The following is a 24597-nucleotide window of genomic DNA, read 5'->3' as shown; positions in this document are numbered from 1 at the left end:
GCAATAGCGATACCGGGCAGGCCTGAAACGGGGGACCGGCCTTGGATCGATACCAGAGCGATGCGGCCTTAATGGGCGTGCTGGCAGATGCCGCGCGCGCAGCCAGCCTGCCCCATTTCCGAAACGGGGTCGCCGCTGACAACAAGGCGGCAAGCGGGTTTGATCCGGTGACCGCCGCCGACAAGGCCGCTGAGGCGGCCATACGCGCCCTGTTGGGCGAACACCGCCCCGAGGACGGTATTCTCGGCGAGGAGGAAGATGCCAAGCCGTCACGCTCTGGCCGGACGTGGATTGTCGATCCCATCGATGGCACGCGGGCGTTTCTTGCGGGCTTGCCCAGCTGGTGCATCCTGATCGCGCTGGTGGAAGAGGCCGGCCCGGTCCTTTCGGTCATCGACCAACCCCATATCGGCGAACGGTTTTTTGGCTCGACCGGCGCGGCGGGGCGTAGCGCCCATATTGAACGCGGCGGTGTACGCCTGCCCCTGAAAGTCCGAACGGGCCGCGCTCTTGGCGAGGCGATAGGCGAGACGACCGACCCCTATCTGTTCGAGGGTGACGAGGCGCCGGTGTTCGAGACGGTGCGCAGCCGCGCGCGCCTGATGCGCTACGGGCTCGATGCCTATGGCTATGCGATGGTGGCGCAAGGCGGGGTGGATTTCGTCATCGAGTCCGGCCTTAAAACCTGGGACGTGGCCGCCCTGGTGCCGGTGGTGGAGGGTGCAGGCGGCATTCTCACCGACTGGCAGGGGCGTCCGGCCCATGAGGGCGGGCAGGTCGTGGCGGCGGCCAATGCGGACCTGCATGGCGAGCTGCTGGCCCTGCTGGCCCCGGCAGCGCGCTAGCGGGTTTCCACCACGATCCGGCGCGGTGTTTCTTCGAGCACTATTTCACCGCCCGCGCGGGCAATCCGCCCCGTCATGCGCAGATAGAGCGTATCGTGCAACGCGCTGAGCGCGCTGCGCTCGCCGCGCGCTGTCACATGCCAGCCATCCGGTGCAGGCCCGTCAAAGCGGAATACGATGACATCAAAGCGCGGAGCCATCAGGGCCGCCAGGCCCATGCTGGCGCGCTGGAACTGGTCCAGCTCGCGTGTGACAGTGGCAAGGTCGGCTATGGCGTAGCGCGCTGCCGGTTCTGCCCGGACGTGCAGTTCCAGGCGTATGGCGGGCAGCAGGCCGCCGCCATCGTGCAGAAGGCGGGTGCTGCGTGTCACGAAGCCCGCATTATGGGCCTCAGCTGGCAGGACCAGATACCCGTCCGCATCGACACCGACCGCCAGCAGCCGGGCGTCTGCGGCCTCCAGCCAGAAGCCTGTCATATCCGCAGCCTCAGCAGGGGGCGGGTCCAGCCGGTAGGCCGGAATGAACAGGGCCTCACTCTCCTCGTACCGGGCCGTGTATTGGCGCCAGAACGGTAATAGCCGGTCAGCCGGGTAGGGGTTTAGCGCCGATGCAGGCGGCGGACCTGCGCTTGCCGGTGCGCTCCAGACCAGCAGGACGCTCGCCAGCAGCAGGCGAAGCGCAGAGCCGATCACTCAGCCCCCGCATTCCCCGGCTTGCGGAAGAGCAAAGTCATCCGGTCAGACTCGCCAATGGATTCATAGGGCGCGCGATCAAAGTCCGGATCAGGCTCATCTCCGCGCGGAGATGACCTCAGAACCGGGGGCAGGGTCCATACGCCGAACGGATGGTCGGCCGTGTCGGCGGGGTTGGCGTTGACTTCAGAGGAACCCACCAGCTCGAACCCGGCCTCCGTGGCCAGCGCGATGACATAGTCTTCCTGCACATAGCCGGTGGCGGCACGCGGGTCCTGCGGCTGGCTGGCAGGCAGGCGGTGTTCAACCACGCCCAGAATGCCGCCCGGGCGCAAGGCTGCATAGAAATCGGCAAACGCCTTTTCCTCAAACCCGCGGGCCATCCAGTTGTGTACATTGCGGAAGGTCAGAACGGCGTCGGCGCTGCCTTCTGGCACGATCGGGCCTGTTTCGGGGCCGAAAGCCGCGATCTCGATCTCGCCAAACAGCGGCGCGGAAAAGCGTTCGGCATAGGCATCGATAAAGGCCTGGGTCTGCTCGCTGCCTGCGGGGTCGAAATGCGCCGCGACATAGGTGCCGCCATTGGCAGCAATCCAGGGCGCCAGCACTTGCGTGTACCAGCCGCCGGCCGGCCATATCTCGATTACGGTGCCGGAGGGATTGATGCCAAAGAATTCCAGTGTCTCGCGCGGATTGCGCCAGACATCGCGTGCCACGGCATCAGCCCGCCATTCACCCGCAACGGCCCATGCCAGAGAGCCGGTTTCCGGCTCGGTGGACAGGCTTGCGGTTTCGTCTGGCGTGCCGCTGGCCGGGACACTGGCTTCAGGGGTGGCCGTCTCGCCATCTTCAACGTACGCCTCGTCATCAATGGCTGATGCCAGCGATGCGTCGACAGCGTTCTCAGTGTCGATGGCGGCTGGTGCCGGTGCTTCGGTGTCCGAATTGTCCCCGCACGCCATGAGAGGCAGGCACAGGGCAAGAGCAGAGACGGTGACGAGAAGGCGCATGCGGCAAATCCCCTTGGCATGATCTGGGCGTTTCGCTTGCCAGACTAGCGCTGCAATCGCAGACGGCAAAATCGCAAAACATCAAAACGGCCCTCTTGCGCACCCGGAAAGCTCCACCCATGTCAGTATCACCGGGGTGCCTGACGGGCTCCGGCGAGTAATGGAAACCTTGATGCCTGACTTTGGCTCCGTGCGCTCAATCGAGGCGCGGAACACCTGCCGGAAGGCATCGAACTGATCGCTTCTGAAGGAGGATCTTCATGCGTACCATCGACTACACACCGCTTTACCGCACGATTGTCGGCTTTGACCGTCTGGCCAACATGATCGACTCGGCGGCCAAGCAGGAAACGGGTAATGGCTACCCGCCCTACAATATCGAACAACTGAGCGAACATGAGTATGTCATCGAACTGGCCGTGGCCGGGTTCGGCGACAATGATCTCGACGTTCAGGTGCAGGAAAATGTGCTGACGGTCTCCGGCAAGCGCGAAAGCGATGACAGCGAACCGCGCCAGTTCATCCATCGCGGCATTGCCGAGCGCTCTTTCGAGCGCCGCTTCCATCTGGCCGACCATATCCAGGTGCGCGATGCGCGCCTTGAAAACGGCCTTCTGGTGCTGCGCCTGGAGCGCGAGATACCCGAAGCGAAGAAACCGCGCCAGATCGCCATTAATGGCAAGTCCGGCGCCAAGCTGATCAGCGGCTCGAAGACCAAGGCCGCTTAAAGCCGCGCATACCGCTCCGCCGGAACGGAGCGAAGGCTGGCCAACTGATCTCAGGGCGATGCGGTTTTTCCCCTGCCGCAGACCCGCTCTGATCGACCCGCCAGCAGACTGACATGAAGACGCCCGCGTGCTTTCCCCTGGCACGCGGGCGTTTTTATTTTTCCCCCAGATATGAACTCCCGGACGCACGCAGTGCGATCCGGGACCTTGTGCAGGAGAAGCGCAAGGGAGGCCCCGGATCGCTGCGCGTCCGGGGTTTCAGCCAAGGGGGCTTAGTCCCCCAGCTCGTCCTTCAGCCGCGCAATCGCCTCGCGCCAGAGCTTTGCGCTCATGTCAGAGGGCATGCGCCAGTCCCCGCGCGGAGAGAGCGCGCCAGCGGAGGTGAGTTTCGGCCCGTTGGGCACGGCCGAGCGCTTGAACTGGCTCTGGCCGAAAAAGCGGGTGTGGAACACGTCCAGCCATTTGAGGATGTCGGCCATGGCGTAGTGATGGCGGTCGGCCTCTGCCACATGGTCTGGCCAGTCACTGCGCGAGCTTTCGCCCCAGGCGGTCTCCTGCAGGAAGGCTATCTTCTCCGGCCCGAACCCGTAGCGGGCCACATAATGCAGGGTGAAATCCTGCAAGGGGTAGGGGCCGATCACGCCTTGCGTGCTCTGGATTTGCCCGTTCTCTCCGGCTGGCACCAGCTCAGGGGAGATTTCGGTTGCGAGAATACGCTCCAGCACCGGGCCAGCCGCCTCGCCCGCCCGCCCTGTCCGTGCAGCCCATGCGATGAGGTGCTGGATCAGGGTTTTGGGCAGGCCGGCATTGACGTTGTAGTGCGACATGTGATCGCCAACGCCATAGGTACACCAGCCAAGCGCGGCCTCGGAGAGGTCGCCGGTGCCGATCACCAGCGCGCCCTCATGGTTGGCGGCGCGGAAGAGATAATCGGTGCGCAGGCCCGCCTGCACATTCTCGAAGGTCACATCGTATTCGGCCCGGCCTTCAGCGTAAGGGTGGCCGAGATCGGCCAGCATACGCTCCGCCGCCGGGCGAATATCGATCTCGCGATGGGTGACGCCCATCGCCCCGGCCAGGGCAATGGCCTGACCGCGTGTCGCCTCGCTGGTGGCAAAGCCGGGCAGGGTGTAGGCGAGGATGCTCTCGCGTGGCAGGGCCAGACGATCAAAGGCGCGCGCGGTGACGATGAGGGCCTGTGTGGAATCCAGCCCGCCCGAAATGCCTATAACGGCGCGGCTGATACCGCTGGAGCGCAGGCGCTGGACCAGCGCCTCGACCTGTATCGACCAGGCCTCGAAGCAATCCTCGTCCAGACGTTCGCGGTCTGATGGGACGAAGGGGAAGCGCCGGATCGTACGTTCCAATGGCAGTGTTTCATCCAGCGGCGGGGCAAGGGTGAAGCTTACTTTTCGCCAGCCGGTCAGGTGCTCGCGCGCATTGCGGGCGCCGTCCCGGAAGGTGGAAAAGCGCAGCCGGTCCTGCACGATGCGCTCCCCATCGATCTCGGTGACGAGGCCCGCATTGTCCTCAAAGCGCGGGCCCTGCGCGATGGTCTCGCCCAGCTCGCAGGCAAGGGTCTGCCCGTCCCAGGTGAGGTCTGTCGTGCTCTCGCCTGAGCCGGAAGCGGCGAAAATATAGGCTGACAACGTGCGCTGTGACTGCACGCGCACCAGCGCCTCGCGCTCGCGCGCCTTGCCGATGAGGGCGTTGGAAGCCGACAGGTTGACGATGATGTTCGCGCCCGCCAGCGCGCCATCAAGGCTTGGCGGGTGGACCGCCCAGAGATCCTCGCAGATCTCCGCCATGAAGCTGAAGCCGGGCAGGTCGTCGGCGGCGAAGAGGAGCTTGGTGCCAAAGGCTGCATCCTGCCCCGCATAGCGCACGCTGTCCGCGATGGCCGAGGGGCCTTCGGCAAACCAGCGCTTTTCGTAGAATTCGCGGTAATTGGGAAGATAGCTCTTCGGCACCACGCCCAGAAGCCGCCCGCGATGGATGATGAGGGCGCAGTTATAAAGCTGGCCATCGACCGCTACCGGCGCACCGGCGACCAGTACCGGCATGAGATCGCGCGAAGCCTCGATGAGGGCCGCCGCCGCCTGCTCTGCGGACTGCAGTATCAAAGCCTGATGGTGCAGATCATCCAGCGCATAGCCGGTCAGGGAGAGTTCGGGAAACAGGACCAGCGCCGCGCGGCTCTTATCGGCCTCTTTGGCCAGCGCGATCAGGCGCTGCGCATTCTCCATCGGGTCGCCGGGCGCAACATGGGGCGCAAAGGCCGCCACGCGCACAAAGCCATGGCGATAAAGATTATGAAAGGCCGGCATGACGCCCCTTTTGCTCATAATGAGTATTTCGTGAGCCTCAGAGACGCCTTTCCAGCCAAAAAATCAAGGGGGGACGGGGAAAAGCCTACGCCGCCGGTTCCATCAGCGAGCGGCCAATGGCGAGGAAACGCTCACGGCGCTTCTTGCGCAGGGTGGCCGGGTCGAGCCCTTCAAGGCTGGAGAGGTTTTCTTCCATCGCGTCGCCCACCGCCTTTATGGCAGCGTCCCGGTCGCGATGCGCGCCGCCGACAGGTTCGGTGATGATCTTGTCGATGATCTTCAGCGCGATCAGGTCCTGAGCAGTGATCTTCATGGCAATGGCCGCATCGCGCGCCTTGGCACCGTCGCGCCACAAAATGGAGGCGCAGCCCTCCGGCGAGATCACCGAATATATGGAATGCTCCAGCATCATCACCGTGTTGGCAGAGGCCAGCGCAACCGCGCCGCCCGACCCGCCTTCGCCGGTGATGACCGAGATCAGCGGCGTGCCGAGTGTCAGGCAGCGCTCGGTGGAGCGGGCAATGGCTTCGGACTGGCCGCGCTCTTCCGCGCCAACGCCCGGATACGCGCCCGCCGTGTCCACGAAAGTGAGAACCGGCAGGGAGAACTTGTCAGCCAAATCCATCAGGCGCGCGGCCTTGCGGTAGCCTTCAGGGCGCGCCATGCCGAAATTGTGCTTCAGGCGGGTCTGCGTATCGTGACCCTTCTCATGGCCCATGACGACCACGGCGCGGCCGCGGAAACGGCCCAGACCACCCACAATGGCGTGATCCTCGGAGAAGCGCCGGTCGCCGGACAGCTCCTCGAAATCGGTGATGAGGCCGGCCAGAAAGTCTTTCAGATGCGGGCGCTCAGGATGGCGCGCCACCATGGTTTTCTGCCAGGGGTCCAGCTTGGCGTAGAGGTTTTTCAGCTGGGTTGCCGATTTCTGGCGCAGCTTGGCGACCTCTTCGGCCACATCCGGCGCATCCTCGCCATTGCGTTCGGAGACCGATTGCAATTCCTCGATCTTCGCATCGAGCTCGGCAATCGGACGTTCGAAATCAAGATAGGTGCGCGTCGGGTTGGACATGGATCCCCTGAAATAAGGCTACCCGGCCAAGGGTCGCTGGCCGAACGGGCAAACTAGCCGCGACATCGTGTTGTCACAAGCTGGCTGTCAGCAAGGCTATTTGCGGCTCAAGGGATGGGCGTCTTCCATCAGCGAGCGCAGCCGCGCTTCGAGCACATGGGTGTAAATCTCCGTGGTGGAGACATCGGCGTGGCCGAGCAGGGTCTGCAGGCTGCGCAAGTCTGCTCCATTGGCCAGAAGATGCGTGGCAAAGGCATGGCGCAGCACGTGCGGCGAGACGCGCGCCGGGTCGAGGCCCGCTTGCACCGCAAGTCCTGAGAGCATCTGGGCGAATCGCTCGCGGGTAAGGTGGCCTGCCTTGGCGCTGGATGAGCAGAAGAGATAACGCTCGGCGCGGGCCCGCAAGGGTGACGCCTTGCCGGGCAGGAAGTCCTCCCGCACGCCCCTATAGGCGTCGACAGCCTCCAGCGCGGAGGGTGTGAGCGGTACGATACGGTCCTTATTGCCCTTGCCGGTGACAACCAGATAGCGCTCGGCGCGGGAAAAGGCGGCAAGGGGGAGGGTGACCAGCTCACTGACGCGAAGCCCGCCCGCATAGAGCAGTTCCAGCGCGGCACGCAGGCGCAGGCCCGCCGGGCCTTCTATCGTGTCAGCTGCGTCAAACAGACGGCCCACCTCGGCCTCGGAGAGGATTTTGGGCAGGGCGCGAGCCTGTTTGGGGCCTTTGTGACCGGCCGTCGGATCATCGCTGCGCACGCCCTCTTTGAGCAGAAAGCGGTAATAGCGCTTCAGCGCGGAAAGGCGCCGCGCGGCCGTGGCAGGGCTGAGCCCGTCAGTGGCCAGTGTCTGCATCAGCCGTTCAAGATCAGCAGGCGATGCGTCATTGAGAGCCACGCCGAAACGCGCAAGGCGCGTTCCGGCATCATCCAGATCGTGGCCATAGGCGGCGAGCGTGTTGGCGGCAGCGCCGCGCTCCGCGCTCAGCATGTCGAGGAAAAGCGCTATATGCGTTGCGCTCACGCGCTCTCCTCGGCCAGCGCCTCCAGAATGAGCTGCAGCGCTTCGGCCCGGTGGCCCGCCCGCTCCAGCAGGTAGCTGGCCAGGGCATAGGCCTGCGCGCTGCCATTGCTGGTCTCGATCAGGCCGGCGGCCAGCAGCAGGACTTCAGCGCGCGAGCTGTTGACCAGTGAAAGCGCAGCCATCGAGGCAAAATGCGCTTCCCGCCCGGTGGAGCCCTCTTCAGAGCCCGTCTCAAGGAGCTGAACGCGCACGGCCTCGGGAACAGACGCGCCGAGCGCTGCCAGACCGGCAAGCTGGGCGAGACGTTCAGGACGCGCATCCTCTGCCCGCGCGGCCAGAATGGCACCAAACGGGCCGGAGCCTATATCGTCCGCGGCAATGCCTATCGCCATGTCGAGCGCGACCATGACGGCAGGTGAAGGCGGCTCCCATGGGTCTTCATCGGTAAAACCGAATGAGGCCGGCGGCGGCGTGAGCATGCCGGGCTGTCCGTTCATTTCCTGCATGGGCCGGTCGCGCTCAGGGCCAGACAGCAGGGCTTCGCGCCAGCGCCATGCCCGCTCCAGCTCGCCCTCAAGGGCCAGAGCCAGGATGAAGCGCGGGCCGTGGGCGAGCGTCTGCTCATTGATCGGGAATGTCTCGATTTCCATCGCGTAAGCGCGGGCCACTTCGGCAAACCGCCCTTCGTTGACGGCGTCGTCCAGCCGTGCGGCCAGTGCCTCGGCCGCAATCAGACGGTCAATATCCTGCTGGGCGATGGCGGCGAGGGCTGCCGCCCTGTCAGCGCCTTCCATCGCCATGGCGGCTTCCAGTGCCTCGTCGAGCTGTTCGGGCAATGTGATGGCCGGGCCCGTGCGCGCGGCGGCGCGTTTCAGCCAGGCCGGAGCGTTTTCAGCGACGTGAATGCGTTCTTCGGGCGCGAGCGTGATGGCAATGGCCAGCTCCAGCCCTGTCGATACAGGCTGCGCTGATGGCAGCCCCCGATCGAGCACCAGCGCATCGAACCAGGAGCCGAAACTGCGGCCACCCTCAGAGGAGCGGGCCAGATCTGCGGTCAGTTCGGCAGCAGGCATATTGCCGGCCAGCGCAAGGCAGACAGCCCTCGCCCGCAGCCAGTAGGGTTCGTCACGCCCGCGCAGCAGGCTTTCGGCGGTATTGCAGGCCGGTCCTGTCTCACCGAGGGCAAAGGCGGTTTCGGCATGCAGGCGGGAGAGCGCGCTGGACTGGTTCAGGCGCGGTGTGCGCTCGAGAAGCTGGTAGACCTGTTCCACCCTGCCGGCTGCAAGAGCGCGGTCTGCCCGGAGCGCCGCGAGGGCGAAATTGTCGCGCCCGCCACGGGGGGGCTCGCCGGAGGCCAGGAGGACACGTTCGGCCAGACGGGCCGCGCCGCCATGGCGCCATCCCTGCCCATTGCTGGCAGGCAGGGCTTCGAGGACCACGCGCAGGGCGTCTGCATCGCTGGACGACCAGATGGTCTGGGGCAGGACATTGCGCGATCCGACCTGAAAGGGGTCGACCGCTCCCAGCTCCTGTACTTCAATGGCGCGGGAGGGTTGCTGCGCGATTGCGGGTGCGGCGAGCAGAACCGCGCACAGACCCAGCGTGCTAACCGCCCAGCGCATCGGTCACCTCGACACGGATTTCGCTCTGCTCAGGGGCCATGGTGTCGGCCATGATGAGCAGGATGGCAAAAATGACACCGACGCAAATGACGCCGATGCCCACTCCAATCAGCATTCCGCGCATGATAGGCGCCCCTCGTGGCTGGTATGCGGTTCACGATACTCTACACTAGCGCGGACAATGCGGCGTTTTCCAGACATCGTACGCGGGAATTGCTCATTATCTCTCACACGCTTATAGCGTGAAGCATCATGGATCGTGTGCAAATCGCAAGAAGACTTGGCTGTCCGGTGGTTCTGGTCGGTCTGATGGGGGTGGGAAAGACCACAATCGGGCGCCGTCTGGCGGACCGGCTGGGGTGGGCCTTTCGCGATTCCGACCACGAGGTGGAGGAAGCTGCCGGCCGCAGCGTGTCTGAAATATTTGCCGATTTTGGCGAGGCGGCCTTCCGCGATGGGGAACGGCGGGTCATCGCCCGGCTGATGGACGAGACCGGCCAGGCCGTCATTGCGCTGGGTGGCGGTGCTTTCATCAACACACAGACGCGCGCCCTGCTTAAAGGGCGGTCGCTGTCGGTCTGGCTGCAGGCGGATATCGATACGCTCATGGAGCGGGTATCAAGGCGCGACACGCGCCCGCTTCTGCAGACCGAAGATCCGCGTGCCGTCATGGAAAGACTGCTGGCAGAGCGCGCGCCGGTCTATGCCGAGGCCGATATTCATGTCCGGTCACCTGATACCACCCATGATGGTGCGGTGCAGGCCATACTGGACGCCATGGCAGAGCGTGTGGAGGCGCAAGGGTGAGCGAGCTGTTCCGTATTCCTGTCCGGGCTGCCTCGCGCGCCTATGAGGTACTCGCAGGGGCTGGCGCGCTGGAGGCCGCCGCTGGCGAAATGCGCCAGCTTTGCCCGCAGGGGCGCGCCATCATTGTGGCTGACCGCGATGCGCTGAGCGCCCACCGCACGCGGCTGGAAAGCGTTCTGACGGGTGTGGGACTGAAGCCTGATTTCATCCTGCTGGAAGGCGGTGAAGGGGTGAAAACCTGGGAGGGGCTGCGTATCGTGACGGATGCGCTGCTGGACCGCGAGATGGCGCGCAATGAGGCTCTCATTGCGTTTGGCGGCGGCACGGTGGGCGATCTGGCCGGCTTTGCCGCGTCGATCATGAAGCGCGGGTGCGGCTTCATCCAGATGCCGACGACCCTGCTGGCTCAGGTGGATTCCTCTGTGGGCGGCAAGACCGGCATCAATACGCGCCACGGCAAGAACCTTATTGGCAGTTTCCATCAGCCAGACCTGGTAGTGGCCGATAGCGGCTTTCTGGAAAGCCTGCCGCGGCGCGAGCTGGCGGCAGGCTATGCCGAGATCGTCAAGGCCGGGCTGATTGCGGACCGTGCGCTGTTTGAACGCCTCGAGGCGGCAGAAACTGATCCGCTCGCTCTGGACGCGCTTGTCCCCGTCATTGCCGATGCGGTGCGCTTCAAGGCACGCATTGTAGCAGAGGATGAGCGCGAGGCGGGGGTGCGGGCCCTGCTTAATCTGGGGCATACCTTCGCCCATGCCTTCGAGGCCGAAGCGGAAAAAGGCGCGCTCATTCATGGCGAGGCGGTCTCGTGTGGTATCGTCATGGCGCTGAAGTTTTCCGCGTCACTGGGCCTGTGCGGGCCGGATGCCGCCCGGCGGGCGGCGGCTGTGCTGGGCGGGGCCGGTTTGCCGGTGTCGATCCGTGAACTGCCCGGTGGCCCCTATGATCCCTCCGCCCTGACCGCGCGCATGGGGCAGGACAAGAAAAATGCCGGTTCGGGCATCACCCTCATTCTGGCGCGCGGCATTGGCGAGGCCTTCATTTCTCCCGGCCATGAACCGGCGCAGATCAGTGCTTTCCTCGCAGGAGAGGTCTAGATGGAATTCGTGTTCGAGGCGTGGATGGGATGGGCGTTTGCGGCCATCTTGCTGCTGCTTTTGCTATCGGCCTTCTTTTCCGGGTCGGAGACCGCGCTGACGGCCACGTCGAAGGCGCGCATGCTGGCACTGGAGAAGGAAAAGAACGGGGCTGCGGCGCGCGTCAGCCTGCTGATCGAGGATCGCGAGAGCCTGATCGGCGGCATATTGCTGGGCAATAATCTGGTCAACATCCTCGCCTCCTCCATCGCGGCGGCGGTATTTCTGGCCATGTTCGGTGATGCCGGCGTGCCGATCGCCACGCTGGTGATGACGGCGCTGGTGCTGGTGTTTGCCGAGGTCATGCCCAAGACCTATGCGCTCTCCAATCCGGACAGGCTGGCCATGTTTGTCTCCCTGCCGATCCGTATCGTGACGGCGGTGTTCGGCCCCGTAGTGGCGGGTGTACAGGTGGTGGTGCGCGGCACGCTGCGCCTGATCGGCGCGAATGTGACCGGGCCTGTCCTGTCGGCGCATGAAGAGATACGCGGGCAGATCGACATGCACCTGCAGGAAGGCGGCGTGGTCAAGCATGACCGCGACATGCTGGGCGGCGTGCTCGATCTGCGTGAGCTGACGGTCGATGACGTGATGGTTCACCGCAAGAACCTCGTCATGCTGGATATTGACCAGCCGGTTGAGCAGTTGGTGGAAACCGCGCTGACCAGCCCGCATACCCGCCTGCCGCTCTGGCAGGGCGAGCCGGAGAATATTGTCGGCATTCTGCATGTACGGGATCTGGCGCGTGCCCTGCACGGCATGGGCGGAGACAGTTCGAAACTCGATATCGCCAGCCTGAAGCGCGAGCCCTGGTTCGTGCCGGAGACCACCGAGCTGTTCGATCAGCTCAACACCTTCAGGACCAAGCGCGAGCATTTCGCCCTCGTGGTCGATGAATATGGCGCGCTGATGGGCGTGGTGACGCTGGAAGACATCCTCGAGGAGATCGTTGGCGAGATCGAGGACGAGCACGATCTGGCCCCGCCAGGTGAGTTCAAGCGGGAAGCGGATGGCTCGGTCATCGTGGATGGCGCAACGGGCATCCGCGAGATCAACCGCGCGCTCGACTGGGAACTGCCCGATGACGAGGCGGTGACGATCGCGGGTCTGGTGATCCACGAAGCCCAGACCATACCGGAGCCGGGCCAGCGCTTCCGCTTCCATGACGTGCAGTTCGACATACTCGAACGCCGCCGCAACCAGATCACCAAGGTGAAACTCACCCCGCTGGGCGAGGAGGAGTAGCCCTGTCAGCGCAGGCGCTGACAGGGCCTATTTACCTAATAGCGATAGCTCAGCGAGAGGCGGATATCGCGGCCGGCTTCCTCGGTGGCGAACCCGTCCTGCGTGAGCGTGGAATGCGCTACGTAGCGTTCGTCGGTGAGGTTGGTGACGGCGATGTCCAGTGCCGCGCCCCGCAGCGCTGCAGGCTCCCAGCTCAGCTGTATGTCATGCAGGGTGAAGCCGGGCTTGGGGATGTAGACGATCTGCCCGGCCGGAACGCTGGTCAGGGCAGAGGTGTGGCGCAAGGTGTAACCTGCCGTGATGTTGGCACGAACCATGATCCGGCTGTCCCATACCCACTGGTCCCCGCGCGGCGCGCCAGTGCGGGCAATGAATTGCGGTTCGGCAGGCATGTTCGCAATGTCGGTGTGGCTGTAGCGCAGAGCCGTGCTCCACAGCCTGCTGTCATACTCGAGGGATGCCTCATAGCCTTCAAAGCGGACCGTATCATCGAAGTTGAAGATATTGGTGATCGGCCTGCCACCCAGCCCGCCGGATCCGGGCTGGAAGTAAAGGATGGCGTCCTCGATTTCGGTGCGGAAGGCTGTGAGCTGATAGCTCAGCGTGCCGCCTGCGGGCAGGCCATCGGCGAACCGGCCGCGCAATCCGGCCTCCCACTGGGCGGAGGTTTCGGGATCCAGCCCTCCCGTGGCCGAGCCATTGAACATCAGGCCGGGCTGGACGTTACGGGCAAAGTGGAGGGGCAATGTGCCAGAGCCACGCGCAGCCTGACCGTACCCGGCAAAGACTGTCAGTTGCGGCATCACAGTGAACTCACCGCCAAGGTTGAGCGATGTTGCGTTGCCCTGGGCCTTGCGCGGCCCGTAGTCTGACGCGTAATCGTCGTGACGCACCCCGGCATAGAGCGCCAGAGGCCCCGAGAAGTAGCGGTTTTGGACGAAGAGGCCCGTATTCCGGTTGGTTGAGTAGTACGTTCCGGCGTCTGAACGGCTCGCAGTGCCTTCATCTTCGAAATAGTCAGCACCAATCGTGGTCTCCAGCCGGCCGGTGCCCAGCGCAAAGCGGAATGTGTTGCGCAGATCACCGCCGGTAATGTCGCTGATGAAGCGTTCGGCATTGCTTTGCGGTGCGAAGAAGTCGTTCCGGCTGGTATAGGCGTCAATCCGGATGTCGATGAGATCGCTTGACGGGTTGTAGCCATAACGCAGCGCATAGGTGTCGCGGACAAGGGACTGGTCCTGCGGAGGACGGGTCCGGAAGTCGACCGGCTGCAGCTGGTAGGGATAGTCACCGCGCTGCATGAAGTTCAGGCCGGAGGCGTCATTGCGCTCGTAGGATACCCGCAAGGTGTGATCGCCAAGGGACAGCGCGCTCAGCTTGATGAGCAGGTTGCGGTCCTCGCCGCCCGAAACGGGCACGCGCGACCCGCCGCCAATGCGCAGGTCCCGGAAATCGGTAGCGGAGACGTACGCGAGTACGCCCACATCGTCGCCCAGCCGCCCGTATGCTCCGGCCGCCACGCGCTGCGCCTCGGCGGCGCTGGCAAAACTCACCCGCCCGAAGGCGCCGAAATCCTGCCCCGGCGCCAGCCGGTCCTGGGCGTCGATGGTTTCAAACCGGATCGCGCCGCCGAGCGCGCCAAATCCCTGATCGGCTGCAGCCGGACCCGCCTGGATGTCCACCCGGCGCAGGAATTCCGGATCGATATTGGAGAAGCCGCCCCGGTGATTGTAGAGATTGCGCCCCTGCCGGGCACCGTCCACCGTGATGTTCAAGTTCGATCCTTCAACGCCGCGCAGGAAGATGCGCTGCCCGTTGCGTGTGCCGCCAGCGATGTCGATCGACGGTTCCGTGCTGAAAACGTCCCGCACCTGACGCGCCTGAAACTGCATGGCCCGGTCGATGGTAGAGACCGGGCTGGCCTGCCCGATGACGAGTATCGTCTCAATCTCCTCTTGCTCAGGCAGCGTCTCCTGCGTGGCCTGACCGAGGGCAGGCGCACTCAGCGCGGTGGTTGCGGCCAGAACGGCCAGAAAAGTCTGATAACGAGTCATGCTCACCCCTCCATTAAAAATGCGAAGCACTCTCATAGCGGGACGGCACGCGCCGTCAATGCGAGTCATTCGCATTTGCATAATATAGCGGGCGTGACAGATCATCGCGGCTGCCCGTTCGCCACTGGCGGAGGCGGGCAGGCGCGGTGGCGGCAAGGCTATGCCAGTAGGGCGGCATGGGAATCCGGCTCAGCGAAGCCTATTCCCCCTTCCCGCCCTTGATGACGGTGAAGCGGGGGCGGGGTTTTGCCGGTGACGGGGCTGGCGAGGGAGCCGGTGACGGCGCTGGTGCAGGGGCGGGTTTGATGTCAGACGGGCGGGGTGTTGCCGGCCCGGCCTCCGGCCTGTCTGCCGGCATATCCTCATTGATGTCGCGGGTGTTCGCGCGCGGGCGGGGCGTCTGGCAGAAAAGCTGGAGCGTTGGGCCCTCTCCTTCGGCTTGAAGCTGGAGCGCTTCCAGGGCCGGGTTTCCTTGCCCTTGGCCTTGGCTTCCAGCTCTTTGAGCTTGGCGGCCTGCAGCTGGGATAGCGGCTCGTCCAGCGAGCCCTTCTCAGGGTCGGTAAAGGCAGAACCGAACGTGTTGAGCCGCTCTTCCACGCTGCCGAGAAATTCATCTTCCCATTCGGTCAGCAGGGCGCGCGCCTCTTGGGCGGCCTCGGTATCGCCATCGGCTTCCGCCTCGGCCAGCGCCCGGCGCACGCGGTCGAGGCGGCGCAGGGCTTTTTTCTTCTTGCGGTCGTCAATCTCGCGGGCCATGGCCTCGCAAAGTATCAGAGATCGCCGAGCGCGCCGAGATAGGTTTCGAGCACCGCTTCCATTTCCATGCGTTCCTGGCGGTCCTGCTTGCGGATGCGGATGACCTGGCGGAGCACTTTGACGTCAAAGCCATTGCCCTTGGCTTCGTCATAGACCTCCTTGATGTCGGCCATGAGCGCCTTCTTTTCTTCTTCCAGACGCTCGATGCGGGCGACAATGGCGCGAAGCTGTTCATCGGCCTTGGGCGTGCCACCCTGAACGGGCGCGCTGACGGCATCGGCGGATGAGTGGTTGAAGGGTTCGGCCATGGGGCGTCCTCATCTGGCAAAGGGGCTTGTATCTGGCCTGATGGCTTAGGACGCGAACGCGGGCCCGGCAATGCCGGTATGTGCCTAATCCACACCTGCCGCGCGCCCGCGTACCGTCATGATGGCCTCTGCCACCCGGTCTGCGTGGGCAAAATGGGGTGCATGTCCAGCGCCTTCGATCAGGACTAGCTCGGCATTGCGCATGGTTTCAGCCACGGGCACGGAATGGCGGCGGGTGGCAACCACGCTGTCCTCAGTACCCGCCAGAATGATCGTGGGCTGCCTGATCTCGCCGTAACGCCCTTCCTGGGCTTCCAGATGCGCGTTCACATTGGCCATGTCGGCGGCATTGGCCGTCCACACGCGCGCCTCCAGCAGGAGGGCGAGGGCGGTCTCTTCCACATAACCTTCAGGCACGGGGTCGGGCGCGAAGGCGCTGGCGGCGCCGGATTCCAGCTGGGCGCGGCCATAGGTCGGCACGACCAGCCGCGTGATGACCGGGCCGATGACGGGCCAGTGCGTGGCGCGGTTATAGAGCGCGGCCTCGCCCACATTGGCCCGGACGGCAGGTGCCACGAGGACAATGCCAGACACGGCTTGCGGGTGATCCATGGCGAGGCGCAAGGAAATCGCTCCGCCCCAGGAATGTCCGGTGACAATGATGGGGCCTGCGTCGACCGCCTCAAGAAATTGCGCGATCAGTGCGGCCTCGGCTTGCGGGTTCCACCGTCCGGAGGGGCGCTGCGAATGGCCAAGGCCCGGCCGGTCCAGCCAGATCACGCGCTCGTCTCTGAGAGCCTCTCCCAGCCCCATCAGCGGTTCGCGCAGATTTGCCGATGCGCCGTGCAATACGAGCACCGGCGATGCACCTTCCGGTCCGGTTACGTGATAATGCAGGCGTGTGCCATCGATCTCGATGAACTGGCCGATGGGTGAAAGCGGATCATCGCCAACGGGCATGGCACGGCCTCCGGCGCAGGCGGTGAGGATGAGGAAACACGCGGTGAGAACGGTCAGATTAAAGCGCACGGCCTGCCAGCTGGTTTTCGAGGCGCGCGCGAGCCTGACGGGCTTGCGGGTGCCAGGGATGGACACGCAATGCCTCTTCATACGCGGCGAGGGCGGCTGCCGGTTCACTCGCCCGTTCCAGCGTGCGCCCCAGAAGCGCATAGGCATCAAACCGGCGCGGTTCCAGATTGACCGCTTCGGTCAGTGCATCAAGGGCAAAGCTCCAGTCCCCGCGCGCCATGGCGAGCTGTCCGGCGGCCATCCAGCCTTCAGCAAAATCAGGTTCCAGAATACGCAGATGCGCATAGGCGCGCTGGGCCGTCTCCAGATCACGCTCGGCTATCGCCTGCTCGGCCCGGTCAAGCAGGAGCGAGGCGGTTGCCCCGCCTGACTGGCGCCAGATGGAGCGCACCTCGTCGGCAATGGTCTCACCCTGACTTTCCGATGACGCGGCAGCCAGCGCAGCAAGGCGTTCATCCAGCCGCTCTTCCAGCGTCAGGCTCGCGCGCGCTTCTTCCTGCCCCTCAGGGGTCAGGGTAATGCCGGGCGGTATGGCAGCGAGTGCCAGAACCAGAGAAGCGAGAAGCGCGATCATGCACGCAAGGATAGCGGCGCACTGCGGCGCGGCAAGCCGCTGGTCTCAGCGCCTTTACTGGCCGCGGGCCTAATGAAGCCGTTCCATCAGCACCGCTCCGCGCCATTCAGCGGGCTTTATCAGGCCCGCATGGGCGATGCGTACTGAATGGATCACCGCCTCGATCTCGCGCCGCCAGTGATCGAGAAACTGTTGCAGGCGGGGAAATTCCGGCGCGATGTCCTGCGTCTGCCAGCTGAAGCTCTGCAGAAGGCTGGGAAAATCGGGGCGGTAATAGAGGATTTCCGCCGTGGTCAGGCGTGCGCCCCTCAACTGCGCGGCAAAGTCAGATTCGCTCATGGCCCTCTCCATAACCGACGAGGGAGAGCTTGACGAAAGCCACCCTGTCAGGCAAGAGCCTGCACGCAAATTCATGAATGATTTCTGTATGTTGTTGGCAGCCGGATCGTCCGTGTGCTAACAGCTATCCGCCCGTGCGGCGTGCCTCTGCGATGCGGCCGCGCAGGACAAGCGCCTCGATATTCTCGCCATCGCGGGCCAGTGCCTCGTTGAGGTCGGCGGAAGCGGCATCCAGATTGCCCTGTTCAAGATGTGCCTGTGCGCGTATCTGCCAGCCGCGGGCCAGACCGGCATCAAGCCCGATGGCATCGCCTGCCGCCGTCTGCGCGTTCGCCCAGTTTTCCTGCAGGATTGCGGCCTCGGCCACGCCCAGAGCGAGGCCTGCATCGCCGGGTCCGAAATCGCGGCCCCGCCGGAAAGCGCGCTCTGCATTGGCCGGCTCATTGGCGGCGAGCCAGGCATCGCCGGCCTGTCCGAACATGATGGCGCGGGTCTCGTCGGTGGCGACAACCGCGCCTTCTGCCGTGCTTTCAAGGCGGCGGGCGGCAATGCCGTACTGGCCGAGCGCCACCTGTGACAGCGCGATGCAATGCATGGCCGGCCAGCTGCCGCCTTGCGCGCGCCAGGCAAGGCCTTCCTCGTAGGCGGCTTCAGGATTTTCGTTGATGAGGTTCAGGCAGGCCTCATACTGGGCCTGTTCAAAACTGGTCCCGGCCTCCTGCGCCAGCGCTGGCGTGGCATGACCCGCCAGCAGCGCCGCAGCGCTTAAAATCCCGCAAATCCCGCGCATCGGCCTATATCCTGTCACTTGAACCCGATGCACGCTAACGCGTTAACGCAGCCACGGTCTATGGGTGATACCATGAGAATGCTTTTCCTCGGCTTTGGCTATGTCGCGAATGCAACAGCGCGGCGTCTGGCCGCAACCGCGAGAATGACCGCCACGACGCGTGATGGAGGCAAGGCCGAAGGTCTGCGTGCGCAAGGCATCACCCCGCTCCTGACCGGCACAGGGCCGGGCGTCATCGAGGAGGCTGTGCGGGAGGCGAGCCATGTTCTCGTCAGCGCGCCGCCGGGCGAGGCGGGCGACCCCTTCCTGCCCTTGCTCGACGCTCGAATGCTGAAATCCCGCTGGGTGGGCTATCTCTCCACCACAGGCGTCTATGGCGACCGGCGCGGCGGCTGGGCGTTTGAATGGGACAGGCTGGACCCGGTTGAGCCCCGCTCTGTCTGGCGGGCTGAAGCCGAAGCAGGCTGGCAGGCGGCGGGTGCGCGCATCTTCCGGCTGGCGGGCATATACGGGCCCGGATACAGCACGTTCGACAAGCTGCGCGAGGGCCGTGCGCGCCGCATCATCAAGCCCGGCCAGGTCTTCAGCCGGATTCACGTGGATGACATTGTCGAGGCGCTGCTGCTGGCCATGGCCCGGCCGGAGGCCGACGGCGTGTTCAACCTTGCCGATGACTGTCCTTGCCCGCAGCCCACTGTCGTGGAAGAGGCGGCACGCCTGCTGGGCGTTGAGCCGCCCATGGAGGAAGCTTTTGACAAGGGCGCGATGAGCCCGATGCAGGCGAGCTTCTATTCGGCAAACCGGAGGGTATCGAATGCGCGCGCCAAGCAGGTGCTTGGCTGGCGGCCCGCTTTCCCGTCCTACCGGGAGGGGCTGGCGGCGATTTATGCCGCCGAAAAGGCGTCGACCGCGCCCGCGCCGTAAAACCCGCGCGCCTGCAAAGCTGCCAGATCATGCAGCGCCACGCCGCCGAGCGCCAGTACGGGCGTGGATACCTGTCTTGCCATGCTGGCGGCCCGGATGAGCCCCAGAGGCGCGCCCGCGCTGGCACTGTTTGAGGGAAAGACAGGCGAGAGGAACACCGCGTCGGCCAGCTTCGCCGCGCGGCGAAGGGCTGCAGGCGTGTGCGCGGAGGCGGTGACCAGAAGATGCGGGGCCTTGTGCCGCCAGCGGCGCAGTTCTGCGAGGCACCGCTCCGGCCAGTGGACGCCGTCCGCTTCCACCTTCAGCGCCAGCACCGGATCAGCGGCGATGAAAAGCGCGAAGCCCTGCCTGCGGGCAGACTGAGCCAGAGGTGCGGCTAGGCTTTTAAGATCATCGCGTCCGAAATGGCGAAGGATCAGGCCGGTTCCGCCGGGCAAATGCTGCGCCAGGCCCAGCGGATCGGGCGTGCGCGCCGGGTCGGTGAAGGCGAACAGGCGTGGTAGGGCGAGCGCCCGCTCCCTTGCCAGCGCGCCTGTTCGCGCATAGGTGAGGCCCGCCATGACACACACTCCAGCCGATACACACACGATTTCGATGCGCCGCGCCGCCATCCTTGAGGAATTGGCCGGCGCTGCCAAGGCGGGCGGGCGCTCACCCGCAGATGTGACGCTCGTTGCCGTTTCCAAAATGCAGTCCGAGGCGCGCATCGAGGAAGCCCTTGCAAGCGGCCAGCGTGTGTTCGGTGAAAACCGGGTGCAGGAAGCGATGACGCGCTGGAGCGCCCGGCGCGCGGCCTATCCGGATCTGGAACTGCGCCTTGTCGGCCCCTTGCAGACCAACAAGGCCGATGAGGCCGTCGCCCTTTTTGACGTGATCGAGACGCTGGACCGGGAAAAGCTCGCCCGCGCAATCCTGAAAGCCATGGAGAAGACGGGCCGTGCCCCGCGCCTCTATGTGCAGGTCAATACCGGCGAGGAACCGCAAAAGGCCGGCATTGCGCCAAAGGATGTGCCCGCCTTCGTGGCGCAGATGCGGGCCCTGATGCCGCAGGGCATTGAAGGGCTGATGTGCATTCCGCCGGTGGAAGAACCGGCGAGCCTGCATTTTGCGCTGCTGGCCAAGCTCGCGCGCGCGGCGGGCGTTGAAAAACTCTCCATGGGCATGAGCGCGGACTATGCCCTTGCCGCCCGCCTCGGCGCGACCTCGGTGCGCGTCGGCTCGGCCCTGTTCGGGGAGCGGGAAGGGTAGGGGCGATCGCACTTCCACTCCCTGATCATTCCGGCGCAAGCTGGAACCCAGAGCCATATCCACCGCCTGAGCTCTACGATCTCTGGATTCCCGCCTGCGCGGGAATGACGAGTAGATAGCGATCGAGAGGAGCCGTTAGGCTTTTTGCATTGCAGCACGCACAGAGAGCTGGTCAAAAATATCAGCAAAAGCTTTGTCTGCTCCCCACGCTTGGGCAGATGCGAAAGCAAGCGCTCGCTTATCTTCACGTGATAGTTCACCCAACATCGGTTTGTACCCAACATCATGGCTGGCTTCTGACCACGCGTGCTGAAATACGGTTTTAATTTGCAATTCAAAAAACCCTGGGATTATGGCCCTAGGCCAAGTGTCATCCAAAACATCATGCGGTATCAATGAGATAAAATGTTTTCCAAAATAACTGAACTCATAAACGGCCTCTGGCTCTACGTCCTTATTTTCCACATACCTGAAGCTTTCTTCAGCTATATTAGATATCTTTTCGACATCTTGTTTGAATAAAACTATAATCCGCGCGCCGATCTGATCCTGAATCTGTTCTAGAGGATCGCTATACTTATTTGTGCCAGCTTCATTCTTCGCCAGAGATTTTGAAATAAATCTATCTATTGATTTTGGCCTTACGGAAATTCTATCAATTCTTTCTATTCCTGCAAATATATCACGAATATAGAGTTCCAGATTTGTCGCAAGAGGGAGTAGGACGTCATTATAACGTTGCTCGTATGTAGCCCTAAGATCAATCACGATAAGCTCCCGCGCCTTAGCCGCTCATTGATAATGTGGCCCGTGACACTGAAGCGCTCTTGGCCGTCATCGAGTTCTTCACGGTTGACCAATCCCTCGAATTCTCTAGCAGAAGCGGCGATGAATACTCCAGAATCCAATTGAATGGTTCGATACGCAACCTCTTGATCGAAGACTGCCACATCTAGCGAAAACTGTTCAGCTGCAACGGCGGTATTGGGCAAATTTGACATAATCGCCTCTCGTGCGAGAACCGAGAGGTTAAATCTATCGCAAAAACCACTCACGCTTGTCGCTTGGCCAGCCATTCCCCGTGCGAGCGTCGCGGCTGCAACAAGCTCCTGTTTAAGCTCCAAGTTGTCGACCGAGCCAATCGCTTTTTTCAGTGCCACCGCGAGGCGACGAGTGCCTTGCGCAGAAGTTGTTCTGAAGTCGGAATGCAGGAAGCCGTGTATCCAGTATTCCGGTGTGGGAAGGGATCGGCTAGAAATTTGCTTGTCGACGGCGCGACCGTCCCAAAACCGCTCGAGCGACGCATGCTGATATACGGCAGCCTTGTATGAATAAGCGCTTCTCATAAAGACACGCTCAAGAAACTGCACGTCTAAGCCCCTAGCATTTTCTTCAGCTAAAATTCCGGTGTTGGTGGGATACCGCGAGATGACTAGCCGATGGTCTGAACCCTCCCGGCCATACATGAGAACTAGGAGTCCCTGCTTGGAGCGATTGGTTGTATGCTCTCGCAAGCGGTTTGCAATTAACCTCCCAGTATCAAGCGACCGATCTCGAATGTAGCTGAGAATTAGATCACGACAGTCGTTTTGCTGACGCCCGCCATTAGGGACGAAGGCAATGTCGATGTCACATTCATCATCAGACTTCTCATAGACGCTGTTTAGAGTATCAAACAGTTTGCCGTTAAGGGGCACGTCGATGCCGCCGATGTTCCTGTGCTCGTCACCCTGCGCACGAGGATGCACGAGATACGTGTGTATAGATTCAATCGGCATGCGACGGCCCCCATTTCAACATTACTGTCGCAGTCCGTTCTGGTTGTGACAAGGCCTTCTGGCAACCCCTCACTCCTTCTCCAGATAAATCTCCCCGCCCAGCTCCTTGAACTTCTCGCTCATCTCCGCCATGCCCTGTTCGGCCTCGTCCTTCGAGACGGGGGCTGAGGCCCCCTCCTCAGGGTGAGGGGCGTTGGGCGCGCGCGCCGTGCCGAACTGGTCGCGAATGTCCTGCGTGATCTTCATCGAGCAGAATTTCGGCCCGCACATGGAGCAGAAATGGGCCACCTTATGGGCATCTTTCGGCAGGGTCTGGTCGTGGAAGTCGCGCGCGGTATCGGGATCGAGGCTGAGGTTGAACTGATCCTCCCAGCGGAACTCGAAGCGGGCGCGGCTTAGCGCATCATCGCGCAGCTTCGCCGCAGGGTGGCCCTTGGCGAGATCGGCCGCGTGGGCGGCGATCTTGTAGGTGATGACGCCGGTTTTCACGTCATCGCGGTCTGGCAGGCCTAAGTGCTCCTTCGGCGTGACATAGCAGAGCATGGCGGTGCCGAACCAGCCGATCATCGCCGCGCCAATACCGCTGGTGATATGGTCATAGCCGGGCGCAATATCGGTGGTGAGCGGCCCGAGCGTGTAGAAGGGCGCCTCGCCGCATACGGCGAGCTGCTTTTCCATATTCACCTTGATCTTGTGCATGGGCACATGGCCCGGCCCCTCGATCATCACCTGACAGCCGCGCTCCCAGGCGATCTTGGTCAGCTCGCCCAGCGTTTCCAGCTCGGCAAACTGGGCGCGGTCATTGGCATCGGCGATGGAACCGGGGCGCAGCCCATCGCCCAGCGAGAAGGACACGTCATAGGCGCGCATGATCTCGCAGATTTCCTCAAAGCGCTCATAGAGGAAGCTCTCCTTGTGGTGGGCAAGGCACCACTTGGCCATGATCGAGCCGCCGCGAGAGACGATACCCGTCACCCGGTTGGCCGTCAGCGGCACATAAGGAAGCCGCACCCCGGCATGGATGGTGAAATAGTCCACCCCCTGCTCGGCCTGCTCGATGAGCGTGTCGGCGAAGATGTCGAAGGTGAGGTCTTCGGCGATGCCGCCCACCTTTTCGAGGGCCTGATAGATCGGCACCGTGCCGATGGGGACGGGCGAATTGCGCAATATCCATTCGCGCGTGTTGTGGATGTTCTTGCCCGTAGAGAGGTCCATCACCGTGTCCCCGCCCCAGCGGATGGCCCAGACCATCTTGTCCACCTCTTCCTCCACGGAAGAAGCGACGGCGGAATTGCCGATATTGGCGTTGATCTTCACCAGGAAGTTCCGCCCGATCACCATGGGCTCCAGCTCGCCATGGTTGATGTTCGCCGGGATGATCGCCCGGCCGCGCGCAATCTCTGAGCGCACAAATTCCGGCGTCACAAACTGGGGCACTTCTGCGCCAAAGCTTTCCCCATCGGCATGGCGTTCGGCGGCGCCGGAGAGCGCCCGCGCACGGCCGAGATTTTCGCGCTCGGCGGCGTAGATCATCTCCTCGGTGATGATGCCGGCCTTCGCAAACTCCATCTGCGTGACGGGGCCGGTGCCGGTGCCGCGAAGGGGCGTGTGACGCACCGGGAAGGCGCGCGCGAGATACTTGCCCGTAGCCCCGCCATTATCGAGCGGGGAGAGCGGGCGGCCCTCATACTCTTCCACATGCCCCCTTGCCTTTACCCAGTCGATACGGGTGCGGGGCAGGCCCTTTTCCACATCGATGGTCGCCGCCGGATCGGTATAGGGGCCGGAGCAGTCATAGACGCGCACCGGCGGCTCCATGGCCGTCGGGTGCAGTTCCACTTCGCGGTGCGGCACGGCCAGATGCGGCGCGGCCTCAGGGTGCGAATACACGCGGCGCGAACCGGCCAGCGGCCCTGTGGTGACGGTTGGGGTGGGAAATTCGGACTGGCTGACGGGCTTGTTCATGGCGGTCTCCTGGCATCGATTTCCTCCCCCGCTTGCGGGGGAGGTGTCAGCGCAGCTGACGGAGGGGGGACCTTTTCTGGAGCATTCCCCCCTCCGGCCTTTCAGGCCACCTCCCCCGTGAACGGGGGAGGAAAAGGAGGATGCCTTTGGCGGATATGGTTTGCCGGAACGGACTTTGACTGCCCGTCTTGCGCTCCATCCCGACGCCGGCATGACCCGGATCCGGTCCTGAGGGTGCTGTCTCAGCCCCGTACAAACACGGGACGCCCCTTGGAACTTGTGATTTCCACCATGGTGGAAAGCGGCACGCCACGCAAGGGCGCGCCAG

The 24597-nt window shown here is 63.6% G+C and carries 25 protein-coding genes and 1 riboswitch; of the genes, 7 read left to right on the top strand and 18 right to left on the bottom strand.

Annotation, left to right across the window (positions count from 1 at the left end; genetic code table 11):
• The first annotated feature begins 41 nt into the window (after positions 1-41).
• On the top strand, positions 42-845 hold the full coding sequence (locus tag X907_RS13310; protein WP_233352399.1) for an inositol monophosphatase family protein: 804 nt from the start codon (positions 42-44) through the stop codon (positions 843-845).
• Here the strand turns inward: X907_RS13310 and X907_RS13305 are convergent.
• On the bottom strand, positions 842-1537 hold the full coding sequence (locus X907_RS13305) for a hypothetical protein (protein WP_127568790.1): 696 nt from the start codon (positions 1535-1537) through the stop codon (positions 842-844). The genes X907_RS13310 and X907_RS13305 overlap by 4 nt on opposite strands.
• A complete protein-coding gene (locus tag X907_RS13300) occupies positions 1534-2547 on the bottom strand; it encodes a class I SAM-dependent methyltransferase (protein ID WP_127568788.1) in 1014 nt (337 codons plus the stop codon). Before X907_RS13300 ends, X907_RS13305 begins: the two co-directional genes overlap by 4 nt.
• A 260-nt stretch (positions 2548-2807) precedes the next feature.
• On the opposite strand from X907_RS13300, the gene X907_RS13295 reads away from it, so the two are divergent.
• Complete coding sequence (locus X907_RS13295) at positions 2808-3275, top strand: Hsp20 family protein (RefSeq protein WP_127568786.1); 468 nt, start codon at positions 2808-2810, stop codon at positions 3273-3275.
• 272 nt (positions 3276-3547) lie between these two features.
• On the opposite strand, the gene X907_RS13290 is transcribed toward X907_RS13295, so the two are convergent.
• The 5 genes from X907_RS13290 to X907_RS14475 form a co-directional block, all read right to left on the bottom strand.
• Complete coding sequence (locus X907_RS13290; protein WP_127568784.1) at positions 3548-5602, bottom strand: NAD(+) synthase; 2055 nt, start codon at positions 5600-5602, stop codon at positions 3548-3550.
• A gap of 85 nt (positions 5603-5687) precedes the next feature.
• Positions 5688-6674, bottom strand: a complete 987-nt coding sequence (locus X907_RS13285; protein WP_127568782.1) for an acetyl-CoA carboxylase carboxyltransferase subunit alpha — start codon at positions 6672-6674, stop codon at positions 5688-5690.
• Between the two features lie 96 nt (positions 6675-6770).
• Entirely contained in the window at positions 6771-7694 is a 924-nt protein-coding gene (locus tag X907_RS13280) for a tyrosine recombinase (protein WP_127568780.1), read from the bottom strand.
• The gene (locus X907_RS13275) at positions 7691-9316 is read right to left on the bottom strand and encodes a hypothetical protein (protein WP_127568778.1); all 1626 of its coding nucleotides are present in this window, start codon (positions 9314-9316) and stop codon (positions 7691-7693) included. Before X907_RS13275 ends, X907_RS13280 begins: the two co-directional genes overlap by 4 nt.
• Positions 9300-9440, bottom strand: coding sequence for a hypothetical protein (locus X907_RS14475; RefSeq protein WP_170175573.1), 141 nt, complete (start codon positions 9438-9440; stop codon positions 9300-9302). The genes X907_RS13275 and X907_RS14475 overlap by 17 nt, the downstream gene beginning before the upstream one ends.
• 128 nt (positions 9441-9568) lie before the next feature.
• On the opposite strand from X907_RS14475, the gene X907_RS13270 reads away from it, so the two are divergent.
• From X907_RS13270 to X907_RS13260, 3 genes are read left to right on the top strand one after another with little or no spacing between them, the layout of a single operon-like run.
• On the top strand, positions 9569-10123 hold the full coding sequence (locus tag X907_RS13270; RefSeq protein WP_127568776.1) for a shikimate kinase: 555 nt from the start codon (positions 9569-9571) through the stop codon (positions 10121-10123).
• Positions 10120-11220, top strand: a complete 1101-nt coding sequence (aroB, locus tag X907_RS13265) for a 3-dehydroquinate synthase (protein ID WP_127568774.1) — start codon at positions 10120-10122, stop codon at positions 11218-11220. Before X907_RS13270 ends, aroB begins: the two co-directional genes overlap by 4 nt.
• Entirely contained in the window at positions 11221-12504 is a 1284-nt protein-coding gene (locus X907_RS13260; protein WP_233352397.1) for an HlyC/CorC family transporter, read from the top strand.
• 35 nt (positions 12505-12539) lie between these two features.
• On the opposite strand, the gene X907_RS13255 is transcribed toward X907_RS13260, so the two are convergent.
• The 7 genes from X907_RS13255 to X907_RS13225 all read right to left on the bottom strand — a co-directional run bounded on the left by X907_RS13255 (position 12540) and on the right by X907_RS13225 (position 18354).
• A complete protein-coding gene (locus tag X907_RS13255) occupies positions 12540-14558 on the bottom strand; it encodes a TonB-dependent receptor plug domain-containing protein (RefSeq protein WP_170175572.1) in 2019 nt (672 codons plus the stop codon).
• Positions 14559-14747: 189 nt separating this feature from the next.
• On the bottom strand, positions 14748-15314 hold the full coding sequence (locus X907_RS14505) for a hypothetical protein (RefSeq protein WP_179951430.1): 567 nt from the start codon (positions 15312-15314) through the stop codon (positions 14748-14750).
• Between the two features lie 14 nt (positions 15315-15328).
• The gene (locus X907_RS13245; RefSeq protein ID WP_127568770.1) at positions 15329-15622 is read right to left on the bottom strand and encodes a DUF2312 domain-containing protein; all 294 of its coding nucleotides are present in this window, start codon (positions 15620-15622) and stop codon (positions 15329-15331) included.
• 84 nt (positions 15623-15706) lie between these two features.
• Positions 15707-16717: an alpha/beta fold hydrolase gene (locus X907_RS13240; RefSeq protein WP_233352395.1), complete on the bottom strand. Its 1011-nt coding sequence runs from the start codon at positions 16715-16717 to the stop codon at positions 15707-15709.
• A complete protein-coding gene (locus X907_RS13235) occupies positions 16641-17225 on the bottom strand; it encodes a tetratricopeptide repeat protein (RefSeq protein WP_127568768.1) in 585 nt (194 codons plus the stop codon). Before X907_RS13235 ends, X907_RS13240 begins: the two co-directional genes overlap by 77 nt.
• A 69-nt stretch (positions 17226-17294) precedes the next feature.
• Entirely contained in the window at positions 17295-17564 is a 270-nt protein-coding gene (locus X907_RS13230) for an usg protein (RefSeq protein WP_127568766.1), read from the bottom strand.
• A 124-nt stretch (positions 17565-17688) separates the two neighbouring features.
• Positions 17689-18354, bottom strand: coding sequence for a tetratricopeptide repeat protein (locus tag X907_RS13225; protein ID WP_127568764.1), 666 nt, complete (start codon positions 18352-18354; stop codon positions 17689-17691).
• Positions 18355-18426: 72 nt separating this feature from the next.
• On the opposite strand from X907_RS13225, the gene X907_RS13220 reads away from it, so the two are divergent.
• Entirely contained in the window at positions 18427-19278 is an 852-nt protein-coding gene (locus X907_RS13220) for a Rossmann-fold NAD(P)-binding domain-containing protein (protein WP_127568762.1), read from the top strand.
• Here X907_RS13220 and X907_RS13215 read toward each other — a convergent pair.
• A complete protein-coding gene (locus X907_RS13215) occupies positions 19239-19838 on the bottom strand; it encodes a thiamine phosphate synthase (protein ID WP_170175571.1) in 600 nt (199 codons plus the stop codon). The two genes, X907_RS13220 and X907_RS13215, sit on opposite strands and share 40 nt — an antisense overlap.
• Here X907_RS13215 and X907_RS13210 point away from each other — a divergent pair.
• Positions 19837-20526 (top strand): YggS family pyridoxal phosphate-dependent enzyme, encoded by a 690-nt coding sequence (locus X907_RS13210; RefSeq protein ID WP_127568758.1) that lies wholly within the window; start codon positions 19837-19839, stop codon positions 20524-20526. The two genes, X907_RS13215 and X907_RS13210, sit on opposite strands and share 2 nt — an antisense overlap.
• A 135-nt stretch (positions 20527-20661) precedes the next feature.
• Here X907_RS13210 and X907_RS13205 read toward each other — a convergent pair whose 3' ends face one another.
• From X907_RS13205 to thiC, 3 genes are all read right to left on the bottom strand, one after another.
• Complete coding sequence (locus tag X907_RS13205; RefSeq protein WP_170175570.1) at positions 20662-21294, bottom strand: GTP pyrophosphokinase; 633 nt, start codon at positions 21292-21294, stop codon at positions 20662-20664.
• Entirely contained in the window at positions 21291-22304 is a 1014-nt protein-coding gene (locus X907_RS13200) for a hypothetical protein (RefSeq protein ID WP_127568754.1), read from the bottom strand. The genes X907_RS13205 and X907_RS13200 overlap by 4 nt, the downstream gene beginning before the upstream one ends.
• Positions 22305-22373: 69 nt before the next feature.
• Positions 22374-24269 carry a phosphomethylpyrimidine synthase ThiC gene (gene thiC / locus X907_RS13195; protein WP_127568752.1) on the bottom strand — a complete coding sequence of 632 codons (1896 nt, stop codon included), beginning with the start codon at positions 24267-24269 and terminating at the stop codon, positions 22374-22376.
• Positions 24270-24450: 181 nt separating this feature from the next.
• Positions 24451-24550, bottom strand: a riboswitch (TPP riboswitch).
• Positions 24551-24597: the final 47 nt, after the last annotated feature.

The sequence above is a fragment of the Glycocaulis alkaliphilus genome (assembly GCF_004000605.1).
Taxonomy (GTDB): Bacteria; Pseudomonadota; Alphaproteobacteria; order Caulobacterales; family Maricaulaceae; genus Glycocaulis; species Glycocaulis alkaliphilus.
This window is presented reverse-complemented; position numbering and strand designations above follow the sequence as displayed.

What these genes read in the sequence shown, in the direction of transcription:
- X907_RS13275 (WP_127568778.1), bottom strand. Translation starts at nt 9,316, where the DNA reads ATGCGCTGGGCGGTTAGCACGCTGGGTCTGTGCGCGGTTCTGCTCGCC.
- X907_RS13210 (WP_127568758.1), top strand. Translation starts at nt 19,837, where the DNA reads ATGACACACACTCCAGCCGATACACACACGATTTCGATGCGCCGCGCC.
- X907_RS13285 (WP_127568782.1), bottom strand. Translation starts at nt 6,674, where the DNA reads ATGTCCAACCCGACGCGCACCTATCTTGATTTCGAACGTCCGATTGCC.
- X907_RS13290 (WP_127568784.1), bottom strand. Translation starts at nt 5,602, where the DNA reads ATGCCGGCCTTTCATAATCTTTATCGCCATGGCTTTGTGCGCGTGGCG.
- X907_RS13295 (WP_127568786.1), top strand. Translation starts at nt 2,808, where the DNA reads ATGCGTACCATCGACTACACACCGCTTTACCGCACGATTGTCGGCTTT.
- thiC (WP_127568752.1), bottom strand. Translation starts at nt 24,269, where the DNA reads ATGAACAAGCCCGTCAGCCAGTCCGAATTTCCCACCCCAACCGTCACC.
- X907_RS14475 (WP_170175573.1), bottom strand. Translation starts at nt 9,440, where the DNA reads ATGCGCGGAATGCTGATTGGAGTGGGCATCGGCGTCATTTGCGTCGGT.
- X907_RS13235 (WP_127568768.1), bottom strand. Translation starts at nt 17,225, where the DNA reads ATGATCGCGCTTCTCGCTTCTCTGGTTCTGGCACTCGCTGCCATACCG.
- X907_RS14505 (WP_179951430.1), bottom strand. Translation starts at nt 15,314, where the DNA reads ATGGCCCGCGAGATTGACGACCGCAAGAAGAAAAAAGCCCTGCGCCGC.
- X907_RS13225 (WP_127568764.1), bottom strand. Translation starts at nt 18,354, where the DNA reads ATGCGCGGGATTTGCGGGATTTTAAGCGCTGCGGCGCTGCTGGCGGGT.
- X907_RS13215 (WP_170175571.1), bottom strand. Translation starts at nt 19,838, where the DNA reads ATGGCGGGCCTCACCTATGCGCGAACAGGCGCGCTGGCAAGGGAGCGG.
- X907_RS13245 (WP_127568770.1), bottom strand. Translation starts at nt 15,622, where the DNA reads ATGGCCGAACCCTTCAACCACTCATCCGCCGATGCCGTCAGCGCGCCC.
- X907_RS13220 (WP_127568762.1), top strand. Translation starts at nt 18,427, where the DNA reads ATGAGAATGCTTTTCCTCGGCTTTGGCTATGTCGCGAATGCAACAGCG.
- X907_RS13230 (WP_127568766.1), bottom strand. Translation starts at nt 17,564, where the DNA reads ATGAGCGAATCTGACTTTGCCGCGCAGTTGAGGGGCGCACGCCTGACC.
- X907_RS13300 (WP_127568788.1), bottom strand. Translation starts at nt 2,547, where the DNA reads ATGCGCCTTCTCGTCACCGTCTCTGCTCTTGCCCTGTGCCTGCCTCTC.
- X907_RS13255 (WP_170175572.1), bottom strand. Translation starts at nt 14,558, where the DNA reads ATGACTCGTTATCAGACTTTTCTGGCCGTTCTGGCCGCAACCACCGCG.
- X907_RS13270 (WP_127568776.1), top strand. Translation starts at nt 9,569, where the DNA reads ATGGATCGTGTGCAAATCGCAAGAAGACTTGGCTGTCCGGTGGTTCTG.
- X907_RS13260 (WP_233352397.1), top strand. Translation starts at nt 11,221, where the DNA reads ATGGAATTCGTGTTCGAGGCGTGGATGGGATGGGCGTTTGCGGCCATC.
- X907_RS13200 (WP_127568754.1), bottom strand. Translation starts at nt 22,304, where the DNA reads ATGCCGATTGAATCTATACACACGTATCTCGTGCATCCTCGTGCGCAG.